19 protein-coding genes are annotated in these 18082 nt (G+C 69.3%); 9 read left to right on the top strand and 10 right to left on the bottom strand.

Annotated elements, in window-relative coordinates; genetic code table 11:
• Positions 1–48: 48 nt before the first annotated feature.
• Positions 49–450 (bottom strand): MmcQ/YjbR family DNA-binding protein, encoded by a 402-nt coding sequence (locus BWO91_RS17290; protein ID WP_079003456.1) that lies wholly within the window; start codon positions 448–450, stop codon positions 49–51.
• Between the two features lie 39 nt (positions 451–489).
• Positions 490–903 carry a winged helix-turn-helix transcriptional regulator gene (locus tag BWO91_RS17295; RefSeq protein ID WP_079003457.1) on the bottom strand — a complete coding sequence of 138 codons (414 nt, stop codon included), beginning with the start codon at positions 901–903 and terminating at the stop codon, positions 490–492.
• A 79-nt stretch (positions 904–982) separates the two neighbouring features.
• Here BWO91_RS17295 and BWO91_RS17300 point away from each other — a divergent pair, with 79 nt between their 5' ends.
• Complete coding sequence (locus BWO91_RS17300; RefSeq protein WP_079003458.1) at positions 983–1780, top strand: NAD(P)H-binding protein; 798 nt, start codon at positions 983–985, stop codon at positions 1778–1780.
• Between the two features lie 58 nt (positions 1781–1838).
• On the opposite strand, the gene BWO91_RS17305 is transcribed toward BWO91_RS17300, so the two are convergent.
• Complete coding sequence (locus BWO91_RS17305; RefSeq protein ID WP_079003459.1) at positions 1839–2876, bottom strand: DUF418 domain-containing protein; 1038 nt, start codon at positions 2874–2876, stop codon at positions 1839–1841.
• Positions 2877–2956: 80 nt separating this feature from the next.
• Positions 2957–3199, bottom strand: coding sequence for a hypothetical protein (locus tag BWO91_RS17310; protein WP_064296841.1), 243 nt, complete (start codon positions 3197–3199; stop codon positions 2957–2959).
• A 38-nt stretch (positions 3200–3237) separates the two neighbouring features.
• Between BWO91_RS17310 and BWO91_RS17315 the strand changes: the two genes are divergently transcribed.
• Positions 3238–3729: a MarR family winged helix-turn-helix transcriptional regulator gene (locus tag BWO91_RS17315; RefSeq protein ID WP_079003460.1), complete on the top strand. Its 492-nt coding sequence runs from the start codon at positions 3238–3240 to the stop codon at positions 3727–3729.
• Positions 3730–3756: 27 nt separating this feature from the next.
• Here the strand turns inward: BWO91_RS17315 and BWO91_RS17320 are convergent, their stop codons facing one another.
• A complete protein-coding gene (locus BWO91_RS17320; RefSeq protein ID WP_079003461.1) occupies positions 3757–5139 on the bottom strand; it encodes an MFS transporter in 1383 nt (460 codons plus the stop codon).
• A 141-nt stretch (positions 5140–5280) separates the two neighbouring features.
• Here BWO91_RS17320 and BWO91_RS17325 point away from each other — a divergent pair, with 141 nt between their 5' ends.
• The 7 genes from BWO91_RS17325 (at position 5281) to BWO91_RS17355 (ending at position 12401) form a co-directional block, all read left to right on the top strand.
• Positions 5281–6552: a hypothetical protein gene (locus tag BWO91_RS17325; protein WP_079003462.1), complete on the top strand. Its 1272-nt coding sequence runs from the start codon at positions 5281–5283 to the stop codon at positions 6550–6552.
• Positions 6553–6673: 121 nt separating this feature from the next.
• Positions 6674–6901 (top strand): hypothetical protein, encoded by a 228-nt coding sequence (locus tag BWO91_RS17330; RefSeq protein WP_064296845.1) that lies wholly within the window; start codon positions 6674–6676, stop codon positions 6899–6901.
• Positions 6902–7121: 220 nt separating this feature from the next.
• Complete coding sequence (locus BWO91_RS17335; protein ID WP_079003463.1) at positions 7122–8102, top strand: MetQ/NlpA family ABC transporter substrate-binding protein; 981 nt, start codon at positions 7122–7124, stop codon at positions 8100–8102.
• A 100-nt stretch (positions 8103–8202) separates the two neighbouring features.
• Positions 8203–9369 (top strand): methionine ABC transporter ATP-binding protein, encoded by a 1167-nt coding sequence (locus BWO91_RS17340; RefSeq protein ID WP_079003464.1) that lies wholly within the window; start codon positions 8203–8205, stop codon positions 9367–9369.
• Entirely contained in the window at positions 9362–10027 is a 666-nt protein-coding gene (locus tag BWO91_RS17345; RefSeq protein ID WP_079003465.1) for a methionine ABC transporter permease, read from the top strand. Before BWO91_RS17340 ends, BWO91_RS17345 begins: the two co-directional genes overlap by 8 nt.
• Entirely contained in the window at positions 10024–11205 is a 1182-nt protein-coding gene (locus BWO91_RS17350) for a hypothetical protein (RefSeq protein WP_079003466.1), read from the top strand. The genes BWO91_RS17345 and BWO91_RS17350 overlap by 4 nt, the downstream gene beginning before the upstream one ends.
• The gene (locus tag BWO91_RS17355; protein WP_079003467.1) at positions 11202–12401 is read left to right on the top strand and encodes an acyl-CoA dehydrogenase family protein; all 1200 of its coding nucleotides are present in this window, start codon (positions 11202–11204) and stop codon (positions 12399–12401) included. Before BWO91_RS17350 ends, BWO91_RS17355 begins: the two co-directional genes overlap by 4 nt.
• A 72-nt stretch (positions 12402–12473) precedes the next feature.
• Here the strand turns inward: BWO91_RS17355 and BWO91_RS17360 are convergent, their stop codons facing one another.
• The 5 genes from BWO91_RS17360 to BWO91_RS17380 all read right to left on the bottom strand — a co-directional run bounded on the left by BWO91_RS17360 (position 12474) and on the right by BWO91_RS17380 (position 18015).
• Positions 12474–13403, bottom strand: coding sequence for a carbohydrate ABC transporter permease (locus BWO91_RS17360; RefSeq protein ID WP_079003468.1), 930 nt, complete (start codon positions 13401–13403; stop codon positions 12474–12476).
• The gene (locus BWO91_RS17365) at positions 13396–14340 is read right to left on the bottom strand and encodes a carbohydrate ABC transporter permease (protein WP_079003469.1); all 945 of its coding nucleotides are present in this window, start codon (positions 14338–14340) and stop codon (positions 13396–13398) included. Before BWO91_RS17365 ends, BWO91_RS17360 begins: the two co-directional genes overlap by 8 nt.
• Entirely contained in the window at positions 14337–15671 is a 1335-nt protein-coding gene (locus tag BWO91_RS17370; protein ID WP_240555563.1) for an ABC transporter substrate-binding protein, read from the bottom strand. Before BWO91_RS17370 ends, BWO91_RS17365 begins: the two co-directional genes overlap by 4 nt.
• Positions 15672–15694: 23 nt before the next feature.
• Complete coding sequence (locus BWO91_RS17375) at positions 15695–16927, bottom strand: Gfo/Idh/MocA family protein (RefSeq protein WP_079003470.1); 1233 nt, start codon at positions 16925–16927, stop codon at positions 15695–15697.
• Between the two features lie 299 nt (positions 16928–17226).
• The gene (locus tag BWO91_RS17380) at positions 17227–18015 is read right to left on the bottom strand and encodes a DeoR/GlpR family DNA-binding transcription regulator (RefSeq protein ID WP_079003471.1); all 789 of its coding nucleotides are present in this window, start codon (positions 18013–18015) and stop codon (positions 17227–17229) included.
• Between the last annotated feature and the right edge of the window lie 67 nt (positions 18016–18082).

Below are 18082 nucleotides of genomic sequence, written 5' to 3' on the forward strand. Positions count from 1 at the left end.
TCTCGCACGGCCCTTCCGAGATGCTGCCGCGGCCGGGCCGGCCCCCGGTCAGCGCGCGCCGAGTGCGCGGAGCTGGCGCTGCAGGGCGACCTGCCGGTACGAGGTGTCGATCAACTCGGCGATGAGCGCCCAGTCGACGTCGTCGAGCGTGCGTGCGCTCTCGCCGTCGAGACCGGCGTCGAACGCGAGCTTGCCCGACGGGCCGTCGTACTTCGGCGACCAGAACCGCTCGTCCTCGAGCCAGGCGCCGCGCTCCTCCTCGGCCGGCGTGAACGTGATGCTGTGCGGGATGCGCATCTCCGACCCGACGGTCACGAACACACGCTTGCCCGCCTTGAACCGTGGGCGTCCGTGGCCGAACGTCTCGACGGACTCCGGGTAGGCGAGGCAGATCCGCCTGACGCGTTCGACGAACGGATCGTCGGGTTCGTGCACGATCGGATGCTCCATGCGCCGACGCTACTCCGCACGGGCGTCACGCGACAGTGCTCACCGGATGCGGTGCCCCGGGTGGGCGGCGTCGTACGCCGAACGCGACGCCGCGATCGCCGGCCGTTGCTCGAGCGACCAGTCGGCGAGCGTCTTGATCAGGTGGGAGAGCCCCGCACCGGACGGGGTGAGGGCATAGGACACCTGCGCGGGCACCGTCGGGTACACGGTCCGGTCGACGAGGCCGTCGCGTTCGAGGCGGCGGAGGGTCAGCGTCAGCATGCGCTGGGAGATCCCGTCGATCGCCCGCTGGAGCTCGCGGAACCGGCGGTCACCCGACACGAGCTCGACGACGACGAGGACCGACCAGGTGTCTCCGATGCGGTCGAGGACGTCCCGGATGCCGCAGTCCGGGTGGTCCTCCGTGCCGCAGGGTTCGAGGTCGGCGGTTACCGCGGTGTGCGTGAGTGACATGGAAGTGCCTTCTTGTGGGGCCGGAACAGGGGACGCAGACTCGTCCGAGTCATCAATCCGAACACCGAAAGGCCCTGAAATGATCCTCGTCACCGGAACCACCGGCCAACTCGGCGGCGCGATCGTCGATGCGCTCACCACCCGTGGGGCTGCACCGCTCGCGAGCAACCGCAGCGGACAGGGCGGCGCACGACGGATCGACTTCGACGACCCCGACACCGTCTCCTTCGTCGGGGTCGACACGCTCGTCCTCGTATCGGCGGGCGAAGCCGAGGACGACGTCGTGATCGCCCGACACGAGACGGCGATCACCGCGGCCGAGCGGGACGGGGTGCAGCACGTCGTGTACACGAGCCTCACCTCGGCCGGAGACCACCTCGCGTTCGCGCTCGCGCACCGGTGGACCGAGCGTCGGCTGCAGCGCAGCAGCCTGTCCTGGACGATCCTGCGGAACGGCCTGTACGCCGAACTGTTCGGGTCACTCCTGTCCTGGTCGGGCGACTCGCTCGGCTCGGCGTTCGGCGACGGGGCGCTCGCCGCCGTCGCACGAGCCGACCTCGCTGAAGCCGCGGCCGTCGTCGCGATGTCCCCGTCGGACCACGTCGGTCGCGGCTACGACCTCGTGGGCGAACCGATCACGGCCGCGCAGGTGGCCGACCGACTGGCCGTCCCACACCGCACCGTCTCCCTCGCCGAGCAGCGGACGGAGCTGGCTGAGGCCGCACTCAAGCCGTTCCAGCCCGCCATGCTGATGTCGATCTTCACCGGCGTCCGGCACGGATTCCTCGACGGCGCGGGCGACGACCTCCGAACCCTGCTCGGACGCGAACCGGCGGACACGGTCGCGGTCGCCGCCGCCTCCCTTCCGCCCCGCTGAGTCGCCCGGAACTGCACGAATCCGAGCCGAAACCGCGCAGTTCCGGGCGACTCAGCGCTCAGGCGGCTGGCAGCGCAGCACCCCGCAGCGGGACGGCGCGACGCCAGGTGGCCATCCGCCAGACCCACTCGACCGGCCCGTAGCGGTAGTGCCGCAGCCAGAGGCGACTGAGCACCGACTGCACCGCGATGAGCACGAGTGCTCCGACGCTCACCGCGGCCAGGTCGTCGATCTGCCGGAAGGGGACGAGCAGCCCGACGACGACGAACACGGCGCTCGCGGCGAGGTAGTTGGTGAGCGCCATGCGGCCGAGGGGTTCGAAGACGGCTGCGAGGACTCGACGCACCGGTGTCTGCCAGAGCAACGCGAATCCGGTGACGTACACGACGGCCAGGATCCCGCCCGCGATCCCACCGGCGTTCGTGAACCGTGGGTCGCCGGGCTCGGTGGTCTGCCACACGATGGCCGGGACGGCGAGGGCCGTCGCCACGAGGAAGGTGATCCACACGGGCCGTCCGCCGGTGTCGAGCACCTTCGGCAAGCCGTACGCCGCCGCCCCCGCACCGGCGAGGAACAGTCCGGGCAGGGTGGTGAGGCCACCACCGGTGACCGCATACGCGGCGACGGTGAGCACGACGCCGGACCAGAGCAACGCCCAGCGCGGCAACCACAGCATGAGGGGGAGCATGAGGATCCCGCAGATCGCGTACTCGCGGAGGATCTCCCCCGGGTAGAGGAACCCGTGCGCGATCCCGATGAGGAGGAGTGTTCCGAGACGCAGCAGCATCGGGACGAGCGCGCCGGTGCCGCGGCGGCGGGCGGACTGGATCACCAGCATTGCACTCAGCCCGAAGAGGAAGGCGAAGATGGGGACGAACCGCGTCTGCACCGCGAACTCGAGCACGGTGTCCATGAGCGTCGACTGTCGTCGGTCGAACGGGATGTCGCTGCCGAGCCGTGTGATGTCGGGGACGTTGACGAAGAGGATCCCGACGAGCGCGAACCCACGGAGGGCGTCGATGAGGTGCCACCGACGCGATGAGGCGTCGTCGGTGGACGGGATCGGCGGCGCGGAGGAAATGTTGACCTGAGACATATATCACCAGTTCAGCAGCTGTGGTGGGGCACCGCATGCACCCACGGGATGACGTCCTGCCACCCGGGATGGAGATCGCCTCAGGCGGCCGGGGCCTTCGGGCAGTGCAGCTGCGTGCGCGGGCCGGTCGTGCGGTCGACGATGTGCTCGGACATGGCGTGGCCGCAGATCGGGCACCCCGACTGCGCGGCCGGCGGCAACGGCTCCTCGTTGTAGGGACCGAGGGGCGGCGGTCCGAGCACCTTCCACATGCGGCCGTTCACCCAGCCGTACAGACCACCGGCCTCGCGCACGGACTCCCGGAAGGATCGTTTCTCGCTCATATTGATGAGTGTACTAATCATTTGGGTACGATGGGACCGTGACCGCCAACAAATCCACCACCGTCGCCACGGCCGACGATCTGCTCCAGCTCGAGAACCAGGTCTGCTTCGCGCTCGCCGTCGCGTCGCGCAGCGTCATCTCGCTCTACCGACCGATCCTCGAACCACTCGGTCTCACCCATCCGCAGTACCTCGTGATGCTCGCGCTCTGGCAGCACAGCCCGCGCTCGGTCAAGGACCTCGGCGGGGCACTGCAGCTCGAGCCGGCGACGTTGTCCCCGCTCCTCAAGCGCCTCGAGACCGCAGGGCTCGTCCGACGCGACCGCAGCCGACTCGACGAGCGCGTCCTCGACGTCTCGCTCACCAGCGCCGGCCGTGAGCTCCGCACCCAGGCGGAGGCCATCCCACACCGGGTCATGAACGAGCTCCGCATGGACGCCGAGCACCTCACCCAGCTCCGCGAGATGCTCCACGCGGTGATCGGGGCGGCCACCACCGCGCCCGCCGTCACGGGTGCCGACCCGCTCTGATCGAGATCCCGGCGCCCGGCGAGGTCGTCAGGCCTGCGACGAGGTCGTCGTCTCCGGTGCGGTCGCGGTCCGCGGGTTCCGGATGCCGACGAACGACACCACGCCACCGACGAACATGAACACGGCGGTCGCCAGGACCACCCGCGGGAACCCGTCGACGCCGAGCGCGCCACCGGCGATGATGCCGACCAGGGCGATCGACACGAGGCCCGCCACGCGCGACACCGCGTTGTTGACCGCCGATCCGATGCCCGCATGGGCCGGGTCGATCGATCCGAGGATGCCCGCGGTGAGCGGCGCGACCGTGATCGCGAGGCCGAGACCGACGAGCAGGATGCCTGGGAACAGCTGCACCCAGTAGTTCAGATCCTGCTGCGCACCCATCATCAGGAGGAAGCCGACGCCGGCGATGATCGGTCCGACCGTCATGAACAGCCGCGGTCCGTGCTTGCCGGCCAGCTTGCCGAACCACGACGACAACGCGAGCATGACGAGCGTCGGCGGCAGCGTCGCGATGCCCGCCAGCGTGGCGCTGAAGCCCGCCGTCTGCTGGATGAAGACCGCGATGGCGAAGAAGCCGAGCGAGAGGGCACCGTAGATGAAGACGGTCGCGATGTTGCCGTAGCCGAAGTTCCGCACGCGGAAGAGCGACAGCGGCAGCATCGGGTCGGGGTGGCGGCGCTCCCACCAGAGGAATGCGACGAACGACACGACCCCGCCGATGAGCGGCACGAGCAGCATCGGGCTCGACCAGCTGTAGCGCTCCTGCTCGATGAGCGCGAAGACAGGGCCGCCGAGCCCGACGGCGCCGAGCACCGCGCCGACCACGTCGATGCGGGGACGGTGCTCCGGCTCGGGTACGCGATCGGTGCGCATCATGAGCCACAGGGTCACGAGGATCGGAACGATGTTGATGGCGAAGATGAGGCGCCAGGACAGCGTGTCGACGAGCACGCCGCCGAGCAGCGGGCCGGTGATGCCCGCGGCTCCCGTCCACGCCGTCCAGGTGCCGATCGCCTTGCCCTGCGCGACGCCGCTGAAGGTCGAGATGATGATGGCGAGCGAGCTCGGGACGAGCAACGCGGCGGCACCACCCTGCAGCAGCCGCGCGATGATGAGCACCTCGGCGGTCGGTGCGACCGCGCACAGGATCGAGGTGACGCCGAAGCCGATGAGCCCGATGCGGAGGATGCGGATGCGCCCGAACGCGTCGGAGAGCGAGCCCGCGAGCAGGATGAGCGACCCGAGGGTGATCAGGTAGGCGTCGACCACCCACTGCTGCACGATGAGCCCACCGCCGAGTTCCTCGGTCATCGCAGGGAGCGCGACGTTCACGACCGAGCCGTCGAGGAACGCCACGAACGAGGAGAGGATCGCGATCGTGAGCACGAGGCGCTGCTGGCGGGTCATGGGTTCAGGGTAGCCCGCGGACCGACGTGTCGAGCGCGATCCCGAGGAGGCTCGACAGGCGTCGGAACACCGTCGACGACCGACGCCCGACGCCACGTCCTTCCCAGCCGACGCCCGTTCCGCGTTCATAGACTGGAGCCCATGGACGACCTGTGGTGGCTCCCCTCGCTCATCGTGTTCGGCGGCGTCGGCATCATCGTCTGGTTGCTCGTCACCCTGCTGCGTCGGCGCCATCCGAAGACCCCCGTCGCCTCCATCGACGACCTCCACCGCCGCGCGGGCATCGCCCTCGTCCGCACCGACGACGCCGTCCGCGAGGCCGAGGACGAGGTCGGATTCGCCGAAGCGGAGTTCGGACGTGAAGCTGCCCGCGGGTATGCCGCCGACGTCGCCTCGGCGCGCTCGGCCCTCGGGGAGGCGTTCCGGCTCCGCCAGTCGCTCGAGGACGAGATCGCCGACACGGAGGCGCAGCGTCGCGCCTGGAACGAGCGGATCATCAGCGTCTGCGAGGACGTCGAACGCACCCTGAGCGCCCGACTGCGCGGCTTCGACGAGCGCCGTGGAGCGGAGCGTTCGGCCCCCGACCTCCTCGACCAGCTCGAGCGACGCATCGACCGCGCGCGCGAACGACTCACCACCACCGGCCTCGCGATCGCCTCCGCGGCCGAGCGCTATGCGGCGAGCGCCGTCGAGGACGCCCGGGTACTTCGCCGGACCGCGCAGGACACGGTCGACCAGGCGACCGACGATGCGACGACGACGAAGGATCGGATCGACACCGGCCGACCGGCCGCCGCGGCACTGCACGCCCTGGGGCGCGAGCTGCAGCAGGCGGAGGACCGGTTGGACGCCGTCGAGCGTTCGCTCGCGGGCATCGCCGCAGCGGAGACCGAACTCGCCGCAGCGGGGCGTGAGCTCCGCACGGTGATCGCCGAAGCGGAGGCGTTGGGTGCGACGGTGGAACGCGCGGAGACGGCCGCCGTCATCGCGACCGCCGTCGAGCGGGCGAACCGCGCACTTCTGGAGGCGGAGTCGACCACATCCCCGGACGGCGACCGCGTCCTGCCCGATCCGATGCGACGTCTCGAGGTGGTTCGCGCAGCCGACATCGACCTCGACGCAGCTCTCGCGACCGCCCGCAGCACGCAGCAACGTCTCGACAACGCACGCGAGGCGATGCGCGGGGCGTTGTTCACCGCGGACAGCAACATCCGCGTCGCCGTCGACGTGATCTCCGCGCACCGAGGCAGGGTCGGTGCCGACGCGAGGACCCGCCTCGCCGAGGCACAGCGGCAGCTCGCACTCGCGGAGGCGGCAGCGGTCGACGATCCGGTCGAGGCGCTCGACGCCGCCCGTCGGGCCTCTCGGATCGCCCAGGACGCGGACGCGCTGGCGCGATACGACGTCGGGTGACCCTCGCGACGTGCCGAGCCTGGCCGTTCACGCCTCATTCATGTTCTAGAATATGAGTATCGCTGTCGTGAGGCGGGCCCACCGGATCGCGCAGTCTCCAATCGACCCCTGAGAGGATCCCGTGCCCAGCTCGTCCGCGCGCCAGCCGCTCTCCCCGTCCCCGATCTTCACGACGCTCACCCACGGGTTCGACGCGCGGGTGACGTCCTCTCCTCCCGAGCAGACCCGCCTGGCCGGAGCGACGACCGAGCACGGGTCGCCGCTCCCCTCACCCGACTGCCCGATCTTCGACCAGCTCGCCGGGCGACGCCTCGCCCGCCGCCGCAGCAACTTCATCCACCCCGCCTGACCCCACCCTTCGACAAGCTCAGGGACCGCAAGAGGCGCGTCCAGGGACCGGAGGTGCGGAGCGCCGCAGTCTAGGGATGATCGCCCGTCCGTGCTGCGCGTTTACGTTTCATCTCGAACGGTGACGGTCCGCGGTAACGCAACGGGCGTCCCTCCGCGTGCCTGTGGAGACTGGCTCCGTGCACGCACCAGTGCACCCACAGACAGAGCCGAGGACCATCATGAGTGAGCACACGGGACCAGAACCGAGCGAATTGCGGGCGTCGATCGCCTCCGGCAAACGGAAGCGCCGGAACCTGCTGATCGGCGGTGTCGCGGTCGTCGCCGTCGCCGCGATCGCCGTCGTCGTCTCGGTCGTCGTCGGTGGCCAGAACGGGACCGCCGACGCGGCGACCGGTTCCGGCGCACCCGCCGAGCGTCTCAGCGTGAAGATCGCGGTGTCCGAGGACACGCAGTTCCAGGACGCCGTCAAGGAGGTCGCCGCCGAGAAGGGCCTCGACGTCGAGTGGGTGAACGTGAAGGACTGGGTCCTGCCCAACACCGAACTCGTCGCCGGCACCGTCGACGCGAACGCCTTCCAGCACATCCTCTACCTCTCGGCCTTCAACGCAGAGAACGACGCCGACCTGACGCCGGTGTTCTCGACCGTCATCACGCAGTGGGGGATCTTCTCGAAGACGCTCACCGACGTCGAGGACCTCGCCGACGGCGCGCGCATCGCGATCCCGGACGACCCGTCCAACGGCGGTCGTGCCCTGAACATCCTGGCTGCGGCCGGACTCATCGAGATCGCAGCGGACGCGGGGAACTTCCCGACGGTCGAGGACGTCACCGCGAACGACAAGAACCTCCAGTTCGTGCCGCTGCCGGCGACGAGCATCCCGCAGCAGTTCGACGACCCGTCGCTCGCAGCCGTCGTCGTCGGGACCTCCTACTTCGACCCGAGCCAGGGCATCACGAAGGACGACGCGCTCTTCCTCGACGACTCGCTCTCCGAGAAGAACCTGCCCTACGTCAACGTCATCGCCACCCGCGACGAGGACAAGGACAACCCGGCCTGGAAGATCCTCGAGGACACCTACGCCGACCCGCGCGTCGCCGAGGCGCTCGACGACGAGTTCGCCGGGAACTCGATCCTCGTGAAGGTTCCGGTGAAGGACCTCCGCGACAAGCTCGCCGAGCTCCAAGCCGAAGCCGAGTAGGACGACGGCGGCCGGTCATCGCCTCCCGCGATGACCGGCCGCCACCACGCAGTGGCCGTCCGGGGTCTCCCGGACGGCCCTCCCGCGAGAGGAGCAGGTGATGAACACAGCAATCGTCTTCGAGGACGTCAGCAAGACGTTCGAGGTGAAGGGCCGCGCCTTCGAGGCGCTGCGGAACGTCGACCTGACGGTCGAGCGGGGCGAGATCTTCGGCATCGTCGGGTACTCCGGCGCCGGGAAGTCGACGCTCCTGCGCACCGTCAACGCCCTCGAGCGGCCGACGAGCGGGCGGGTGGTCGTCGAGGGCCTCGAGATCTCCGCGCTCGCCGGGCAGGCGCTGTACGCCGCGCGTCAACGGATCGGCATGATCTTCCAGCAGTTCAACCTCCTGGAGTCTCGGACCGTCTACAAGAACATCGCCTACCCGCTCAAACTCGCGAAGGTGCCGGACGCCGAGATCCTCGACCGCGTCGAAGAACTGCTCGCGTTCGTCGGGCTGAGCGACAAGGCGCTCGCCTACCCGTCGCAGCTCTCCGGTGGGCAGAAGCAGCGGGTCGGCATCGCCCGCGCCCTCGCCACCCGCCCGGAGATCCTCATCTCCGACGAGGCCACCAGCGCCCTCGACCCGCAGACGACCGGCGAGGTCCTCGAACTCCTTCGGCGGGTGAACGAGGAGTACGGCGTCACGATCCTGCTCGTCACCCACGAGATCGACGTCATCCGCGAACTCGCCGATCGGGTCGCCGTCATGGAGGACGGCGAGGTGGTGGAGCAGGGCAGCGTGTACGAGGTGTTCTCGGCGCCACGCACCGCGACAGCGCGACGCTTCGTCTCGTCGGTGCTCCACCACATCCCCTCCGAGGAGGTGCTCGCGAAGATCCGAGCCGTGCACCACGGGCGCCTCGTCCAGCTGCACGTCGAGGACCGCGACACCAACCACCCGTTCCTCTCGCGGGTCGCCCGCGACAACGACATCGACTTCAACGTCGTGTTCGGCGGCGTCGACGAACTGCAGGGGCGACTGTTCGGCAGTCTCACGGTCGAGCTGCTCGGACCGGACGACCGCGTGGACGCCGCCATCGCGGGGCTCCGCGCCACGGCGACCGTCACCGCGATCGACCCTGCCCCGACCGCGCCGGTCCCTGAGCCTGCACCGGTCTCTGAGTCCACGCCGGTCCCTGAGCTTGCTTCGGTCCCTGAGCCTGTCGAAGGGTATGAACCGCTCGCCGAGGACCCCGACACCCTGAAGGAGCACACCCATGCGTGACTTCGATCCCGACGCGTTCTTCCCGCGTCTCCTCAAGGCCATCGGGGAGACCGGCCTCATGGTCTCCGTGTCCTTCGCCGTCGCGACGGTCATCGGGATCCTGCTGGGCCTCCTGCTCTACGCGAGCCGGCCCGGCAACCTCCTGCAGAACCGCGTCGTGTTCGGCGTCCTGAACGTCATCATCAACGTCATCCGACCGGTACCGTTCCTCATCGTCGCGATCGCGCTCATCCCGCTCACGCGGCTCGTGTTCGGCACCGGCCTCGGACCGCTTCCGGCGACGATCCCGCTCATCCTCGTCGCGAGCGTCGCCATCGGGCGCGTCTCCGAGTCGAACCTCGTCGCCGTCTCACCGGGCGCCATCGAGGCCGGCGCAGCCATGGGTGCGAGCCCCGTGCGGGTGCTGTTCACGATCGTCGTGCCCGAAGCGCTCGGCCCGCTCATCCTCGGGCTGACGTACATCCTCGTCGCCCTCGTCGATGCGACGGCCGTGGCCGGGGTGCTCGGCGGCGGCGGCCTCGGTGACCTCGCCATGACCTACGGCTACCAACGGTTCGACTGGATCGTCGTCGGACTCGTGGTGGTCACGCTCGTCCTGCTCGTGCAGCTCGCCCAGTTGCTCGGCAACGTGCTGGCGAAGCGGGTGCTGCACCGATGAGCGCCGACGACTTCGACTCCTTCCTCTCCGCCATCCGCGGCGGCGCCATAGCGCGCGAGACCGACCGGCGCCTCCTGTTCGACGAGGTCGCCGAACTGAAGCACCTGGGCTTCGCAGCAGCCAGGGTCCCCACCACATCCGGGGGTGGCGGACTCACCCTCGAGCAGCTCTTCGAGCGGCTCATCGACCTCTCGGCGGCCGACTCGAGCCTCGGGCACGTCTGGCGAGGGCACATCCTGTTCGTCGAGGCGCTGCTCGCCTCCCCCGACCACACCTATCGGGAGCACTGGTTCGCCCGGCTGAACGCCGGCGACCTGGTCGGGAACGCGCAGTCGGAGCGGCACGCGACCGCCCACCTCGAGACCGTCCTCGACCGCGACGGCGAGTCGCTCACGGTGACCGGCACGAAGTACTACACGACCGGCAGCATCTACGCCGATTGGATCCACCTGTCCGCGCTCGACGGAACCGACCGCGTCGCGGTGACCGTGTCCGCGCACGATCCGGGAACCCGCTCGGTGGACGACTGGGACGGCTTCGGACAGCCGTTGACCGGGAGCGGGACGACCACCTTCGACCGCGTACCGGTGGACCAGCGCGACCTCGTCGTCCACAGCGGCGACGCGGCGGCGTGGCACCGGACGGGCGCACTCCAACAGCTCATCCTGCTCGGTGTCGTCGCCGGCATCGCGCAACGCGCCCTCGAGGACACCGTCGACTACGTGCGCGCCAGGCGACGGACCGTCGGCCACGCGGGCGAGCACTTGCCACGCGAGGATCCGCTCGTGCAGTCGATCGTGGGCCAGCTCAGCAGCGTCGTGCACACGGCCCGCGCGCTCGTCCTCACGTCCGCTCGAACCTTGGACGGGCCGGCCACCGATCCCGACGCCGCCCGGTCCGCGCTGCTGGAGGTCTTCCGCGTCCAGCAGGTCGTCCTTCCGCTCGTCCTCGACGCGCTCAGCCGCCTGTTCGAGGTCGGGGGTGCCTCCGCTGTCGGCCGGTCGACCGCGCTGGACCGGCACTGGCGGAACGTCCGGACGATCGCCTCCCACAATCCCGCCGTCCAGCGTTCGGCGGCGCTCGGGCAGTTCGAACTCAACGGCACCCTGCCCGAGTGGCAGGCTCCGGGGGCGCGGCCCGAGACCGAGCCCGTTCCGACGGATGGAGAGCGGGCATGAGCGAGACGGCGACGGTCGACCGCGACCTGACGCAGCGCTTCGCGCCGCTCTTCGACGAGCTCGGGCGGGACGCCGTCGCACGGGAGCGAGAGCGCCGGCTGCCGCATGCCGAGGTGGAGGCGCTCCGAGCGGCGGGCTTCACCCGCGTGACGCTGCCGCGACGGTACGGCGGCGAGGACGCCACGCACGGGGAGCTGTTCGAGCTCCTCGCCGAGCTGGCCAGGCGCGACCCGAACCTCGCGCAGCTGTTCCGCTCCCACTTCTCCTACATCGACCGCACCCTGCACACGCCGTCGTCGGCGGACCGTGAGGCGCGTCTGGCCCGACTGGCCGACGGAGCCATCGTCGGCAACGCGAGCCACGAGCGGTCGGCCGCGAAGGTGGGCTCGCTCGCCACCCGGCTCACCGAGACGCCGGGCGGTCTCCGACTGAACGGGACCAAGTTCTACAGCACGGGGACGCTGTTCGCCGACCTCGTCGGGGTCGCCGCTGAGCAGGACGGCGAGTTCGTCTCGGTGCTCGTGGAGACGGACGCCGCGGGTGTCGATCGGATCGACGACTGGACCGGGTTCGGCCAGCGGCTGACGGGCAGCGGCACCACCGTCTTCACCGAGGTCCCCGTCGAACCGTCGACGGTGACCCGGCGCGAGCCGGAGCGCCCCTCGCATGGCGGCGCGTTCGTACAGCTGGTCCTGCTCGCGGCGGTGACGGGCATCGGCCGCGCGATCGTCGACGACGCCGGCGCGTTCGTCCGGACTCGGACCAGGACCTACAGTCACGGCGCGGCCGCGACCGCCCAAGCCGACCCGATCGTGCAGGAGGTCGTCGGCGAGCTGTCGGCGAAGTCGTTCGCCGCCGATGCCGCACTGGCCGCCGCGACGACTGCACTCGGTCGTTCGAGCGCGGCGATCCTCGGAGCCGACCCGGATCTCGTCCAGGAACGGATCGCCGACGTCGAACTCGCGACGGCGCGCGCGCAGCTGGTGATCCTGCCCGCCGTGCTCGACGCTGCGACCGCCCTGTTCGACGTCGGCGGTGCGAGTGCCGTCGAGACGCACCGGGCGCTCGACCGGCACTGGCGGAACGCCCGTACGATCGCCTCGCACAACCCGTCCCGCTTCAAGGCGAGGGCGATCGGCGACCACGTCGTGAACGGGACACCGATCGCCTCCTGGTGGAGCACCGGCGAGGCCTGACGCCCCACCGGTCACGCCCTTCGACAGGCTCAGGAACCACCCTTCGACAAGCTCAGGGACCGGGGCGAAGTGCTACTTCAGCCCGGAGAACGCCAGCCCGTCGATCACCCGGCGCTGGAGGACGATGAACAGGATGAGCACGGGCGCCATCGCGAGGATCGACGCCGCCATCATCACCGGGTAGTCCGTCGTCTTGTCGCTCGAGAGCGTCGCGAGACCGGCGGCGAGCGGCATGGAGTTGGCGTACGTGGACACCACGAGCGGCCAGAGCAGTTCGTTCCACGACCACAGCACGGTCGTGATGGCGAGGACGCTGATGCTGGGCTTGGCGAGCGGCAGCATGATCTTCCAGAAGATCTGGAAGGGTCCGGCGCCGTCGATCCGCGCCGCCTCCTCGAGCTCCGTCGGCAGGTTCAGGAACGCCGTCCGCATGAGGAAGGTTCCGAACGCGCTGAACAGGCCGGGTGCGACGATGCCGAGCGTGGTGTTCAGCCATCCGAAGCCCTGCACGATCTGGTACTGCGAGATGAGGTACGCCTGCGACGGCACCATGAGGATCGACAGCGTCACGGCGAGCAGCACCGCGCGTCCGCGGAACCGCATCCGCGCGAACGCGTACCCCGCCATCGTGCAGAGGACGATCTGCGCGAGCGTCCTGATCACCGTGATGACGATCGACGTGCGCAGCTGGTCGAGGAACGGAAGGCGCTCGAACACCGCGGCGTAGTTCTGCCACTGCAGTTCGGCCGGCCAGAACGTGGGGACCACGCTCTGCACCTCCGCGTTCGTCGACAGCGACATGATGATCTGCCAGATGAACGGGAACGCCATGATGAGGCCACCGACGCCGAGCACGATATGGGCGACGACGTGCGACCCGCGCCGCTGGCCGGGCCGACCGACCTCGCGGCGTCGCGCGGACGCGGCGGACGGACGACCCGATCCCGGAACGGTGACGGCACGGGTGGTGAGCGGTGCTGTGGCGGTGAGTTGCTCAGTCATTGTTCACCCATCGTTTCTGGAGCCGGAACTGCAGGAGCGTGACGAGTCCGATGATCAGGAAGATCACGATCGCGATCGCCGCCGCGTAGCCCTTGTCGTTCTGGACGAAGCCCTGGTCGTAGAAGAAGTAGACGAGCGACATGCTCTTCGGGAGCACCGGGTTGGTGCTGCCGAGGATCGCGTACAGCAGGTCGAAGAGCTGGAAGCTCGAGATCACCGTGATGATCGTGACGAAGAAGATGCTCGGGGTGAGCAGCGGCACCGTGATCGAACGGAACTGCCGCCACCGGGTGGCGCCGTCGAGCTCGGCCGCCTCGTAGAGCTCCGGCGCGATGTTCTTGAGTCCGGACGCCAGGATGATCATCGAGAAGCCGAGCGACGACCAGAGACCGACGATCGCCACGGCGAACATCGCGGTGCCCGGCGTGCTGATCCAGTAGGGGCCGTCGACACCGACGAGCGACAGCGTGTAGTTGAGAATGCCGAAATCACCGTTGAAGATGATGCGCCAGACGATGGCCACGGCGGTCGGCATCGCGACGTACGGCAGGAAGAAGAGCACCCGGTAGAAGCTCGCGAACCGCAGGCCGGGGAGGTTCAACAGGCTCGCGAGGTAGACGGCGATCGGGATGCCGAGGAGCACCACCGCCGTGTAGATCAGCGTGTTGCCGAGGGAGGCGTAGAGCCGCGGGTCGGCGAACAACCGGACGTAGTTCTCGACGCCCGTGAACGTCGTTCCGCCGAAGACGCCCCACTCGGTGAACGAGTAGTAAGCGGTCTGGATCATCGGCCAGATGAAGAAGACGCCGATGCCGGTGAGGAGCGGGAGGACGAAGACCCACGGCCAGGCGCCGTCGCCGCGGGCGGCACCCCGCCGGGCAACGCTCCGCGAGGAGCGTGGCGCCGACGGGGTGCGCAGCACGGTCTGACCGGTCACTTCTTGGCCAGCGCGGCGTTCATCTGCTCGGCGAGATCCTTCGCCACGTCGGCGACCGGCTTGTCACCGCTGAACGCGTCGGGCAGGAGCTCGACCTCGAGGGCGTTCCAGGCGGCCGTGTTCTCCGACACCGGCAGCGGCTTGGCGTAGTCGAGCGCGTCGAGGAAGACCTGCAGGTTCATCGTCGGGTAGGAGTCGACGAACGACTGCTGCGTGCCGGTGTAGGCGGGGATGACGGCGCCGAGGTCGCCCTGCTGCTGCTGGGCCTCCTCACTCGCCAGGAAGACCTGCAGGGCCTGTGCAGCCTGCTTGTTCTTGCTCGCCGACGCGACGACGTTGGAGACGCCGTGGATGACCGTCGCCTGCTCCTTGCCGGTCGGCAGCGGGAAGGCCTGGGCGGTGGCTGCGACGTCGGACTCACCGACGAGTGGGCGCAGCCAGCTTCCGCCCCAGTACATGGCGAGCTTGCCGGAGGTGAACCACTGGTCGGCCGGCGTGTCCGTCAGCTGCTGGATGCTGGGCGAAGAGCCGTCCGCGATGAGGTCCGTCCAGAACTGGAGCCCTTCCTGGGCCTCGGGGCTGTCGTACTCGGACTCGGTCTGGTCGGCGTTGATGACCTCGCCACCGGCCTGCAGGATCGTGTTGTAGTAGGTGGTCTGGCCGTCCATGCCGCCGGCGGCACCATAGACGCCCTGGTCCTTCAACTTCGTCGAGATCTCATGCGCGGCGGTGTCGAAGTCGTCCCAGGTCCAGCCGTCGGCGGGCAGCGCGACGCCGGCCTGCTCGAAGAGCGCCGTGTTGACCCAGACACCGATCGTGTCGAAGTCCTTCGGCACGCCGTACTGGGTGTCGTCCAGCGAGTACAGCTCGTTCAGGGCCTCCGGGTAGTTCTTCGGGTCGATGTCGCCGGCCTTCACGGCCCCGGTGATGGGCTCGATCTTGCCGTTCGCCGCGTAGACCTGGAAGTTCGGCCCGTTCAACCAGAAGAGGTCGGGCAGGGTGTCGCTCGAGGCCTGCGTCTGGAGCTTCGACCAGTACGAGGCCCAGGGCGTGACGTTGACGTTGACCGTGATGTCGGGGTAGACCTTGTTGAAGGCCTCGATGTTGGCGTCGATCGCCTCGACCTGGGCCTGGTCCCAGACGCCGTAGGTGATCTCGGCCTTGAGGTCCTTCGGGGCGGCGGCGTACTCGCCACCGGTGGCGCCCCCGCCACCGGTGCTGCAGCCGGCGGTGAGCGCGGCGGCGGCGAGGAGGCCGATGCCGCTGAGGACGGCGCGGCGGCGGGCGCGACCGCCGGATGCGGTGTTGCGGTTCATGAACGGCGAAGGCATGACTGGAGTCCTTTCGAGGTGCGCTACCGGGTGGCGGCGTCGAGGGAGTGCGGTGCGGTGCGGGCGGTGAGGGAGGAGAAGTACTCGACGAGTGCGGGGTCGAGCGGCGGGACGTCGAGCGGGATCGAACCGTTGCGGAGGGAGTGAGCGGCGAGGGCTCCGGCGGCGACGGCCTGTCGCGCGGCGACCGGCGACAGCGTGGTGGGGGTGCCCTCGGCGACGAAGGCGAGGAACTCGTTCATCGTGTCGAGATCGGCGTCGGCATGGCCCTCCTCGACGCCCGCGATCGGGTACTCGACGTCGCCCTCGGTGCTCCAGGTACGACGACGGTTCCAGACCTTGACGGTGCCACCGGCGGTGTCGCCGATGTTCTCGAGCCTGCCGTGCGTCCCGATGACGGTGTAGTTCCGCCAGTAGTCGGGGGTGAAGTGGCACTGCTCGTAGCTGGCGGTGATCCCGTGCTCGAGGGTCATGAGCATCATCGAGACGTCCTCGACGTCGACCACGGGGTTCAGACCGCGCTGCGCCTCGGGCGGCCAGTTGTCGTAGGAGAACCAGTCGGCCATGGTCTGGCCGCTGCGGTCCTCGCGGTCGTCGATGTCGCCGTAGACCGCGAGGTCGCCCATCGCGACGACGCGCTGCGTGTACGCGCCGGCGAGGAAGTGGACGACGTCGATGTCGTGGCTCGCCTTCTGCAGGAGCAGGGAGTTCACGCGCGAGCGGTCGGCGTGCCAGTCCTTGAAGTAGTAGTCGCCGCCGTTGCCGACGAAGTGGCGGACCCAGACGGACTTGACCGCGCCGATCTCGCCGCGCTCGATGACCTCGTGCATGAGCCGGACGACGGCGGCATGCCGGAAGTTGTGCCCGACGTAGAGCGGCGTCCGCGACTCGTAGGCGGCCTGGAGGACCGCGTCTGCGTCGTCGAGCGTGATCGCGAGCGGCTTCTCCAGATAGACCGCGATGCCGGCGCGCAGCAGGTCGACCGCGATCTCCTTGTGGGTCCAGTCGGGCGTCGTCACGATCGCCGCGTCGACACCGCCCCGCGCGATGAGCGCCTCGTGGGAGTCGAGGACCTCGATGTCGTCGCCGAACAGCTGCCGTGCCCGACCGCGACCGATCTCGGTCGTGTCGACCGCCGCGACGACCGAGGCGGACGTGGGGCTCGTGGGGACGTGTTCGGCGATGTAGGCCCGCTGGCCGGTGCCGATGACGGCGACCCGGAGACCTTCGGGGGTGGTGGCTGGTGCAGTGCTCACTCGATCACATCCGCTTCCTTGCGTGAAGTTGATTCATATGATGCCAAAACGATCATGAAATGACAATAGGCGATCACGGCGCTGACGCAAGCGCGGGGTGGCTGATGTGGAGAGGTTTTACCGCGCCGAAACATGGGGAGCGCACTTCGACAGGCTCAGTGACCGGGAGGGGGCGGCTCAGTGGTCAGGAGCAGGGTGGCTCAGTGGTGGGGAGGGGCAGCTCAGCGAGCGGGAGGGTGCGGCACTTCGACAGGCATAGTGGCCAGGAGGGGGCGATGCAGTGACCGGGAGCGGAGGACTCAGTCGGCGATGATGAGCTCGACGCCGGCCGCGGCCAGGGCGTCGGCGAACGCCGGATCCACCGGCTGGTCGGTGACGAGCACGTCGATGCGGTCGAGTGGGCAGATGCGGGCGAAGGTCGCCTTCGTCATCTTGGTGCTGTCGGCGACCACGATGACCCGCTTCGCGACCTTGACGAACTCCTGGCTCACCGAGGCCTCACCCTCGTGGAGGGTGGTGGCGCCGAACTGCGCGCTCAAGCCGTCGACGCCCAGGATCGCGACGTCGAGGGCGATCTCGGCGAGCGCCCCCGCGACGAGCGAGCCCACGAGTTCGTAGGACTGGCGTCGTGCGACGCCTCCCGTCACGACGATCTTCACGTGCGAGCGCACGGACAGTTCGAAGGCGATGTTGAGCGCGTTCGTCACGATCGTGACCGAGGCGTCGCCGTCCGAACGGACGAGGTGCTCGCTCCGCCCGATCACCCGCGCGACCTCGCTCGTGGTGGTGCCGCCGTTGAGTCCGACGGCGTCGCCGACGTTGATCAGGGCGGCCGTGGCCTTCGCGATGGCCATCTTGGCGTCCGCCTGGCGGGCGATCTTGTACTGCAGCGGCAGCTCGTAGCCGGTGCCGAGGGCGGCGGCACCGCCGTGGGTCCGCGTGACGAGTCGCTGCTCGGCGAGCGCCGTCAGGTCGCGACGGGCGGTGGCCGCGGAGATGCCGAGCGCTTCGCCGATCTCCGCGATCGTCACGTTGCCGCGTTCGCTCACGAGCTCGAGCAGGGCGTTGAGTCGCTGTTGCTGCGTCATCTGTCCTGCTTTTCCGGTCGGGTCGGGCGTACTGTGACCATCATATGGGCGCTCAGCCAGCGCCTGT

The sequence above is a fragment of the Plantibacter flavus genome (assembly GCF_002024505.1).
GTDB classification, from domain to species: domain Bacteria; phylum Actinomycetota; class Actinomycetes; order Actinomycetales; family Microbacteriaceae; genus Plantibacter; species Plantibacter flavus_A.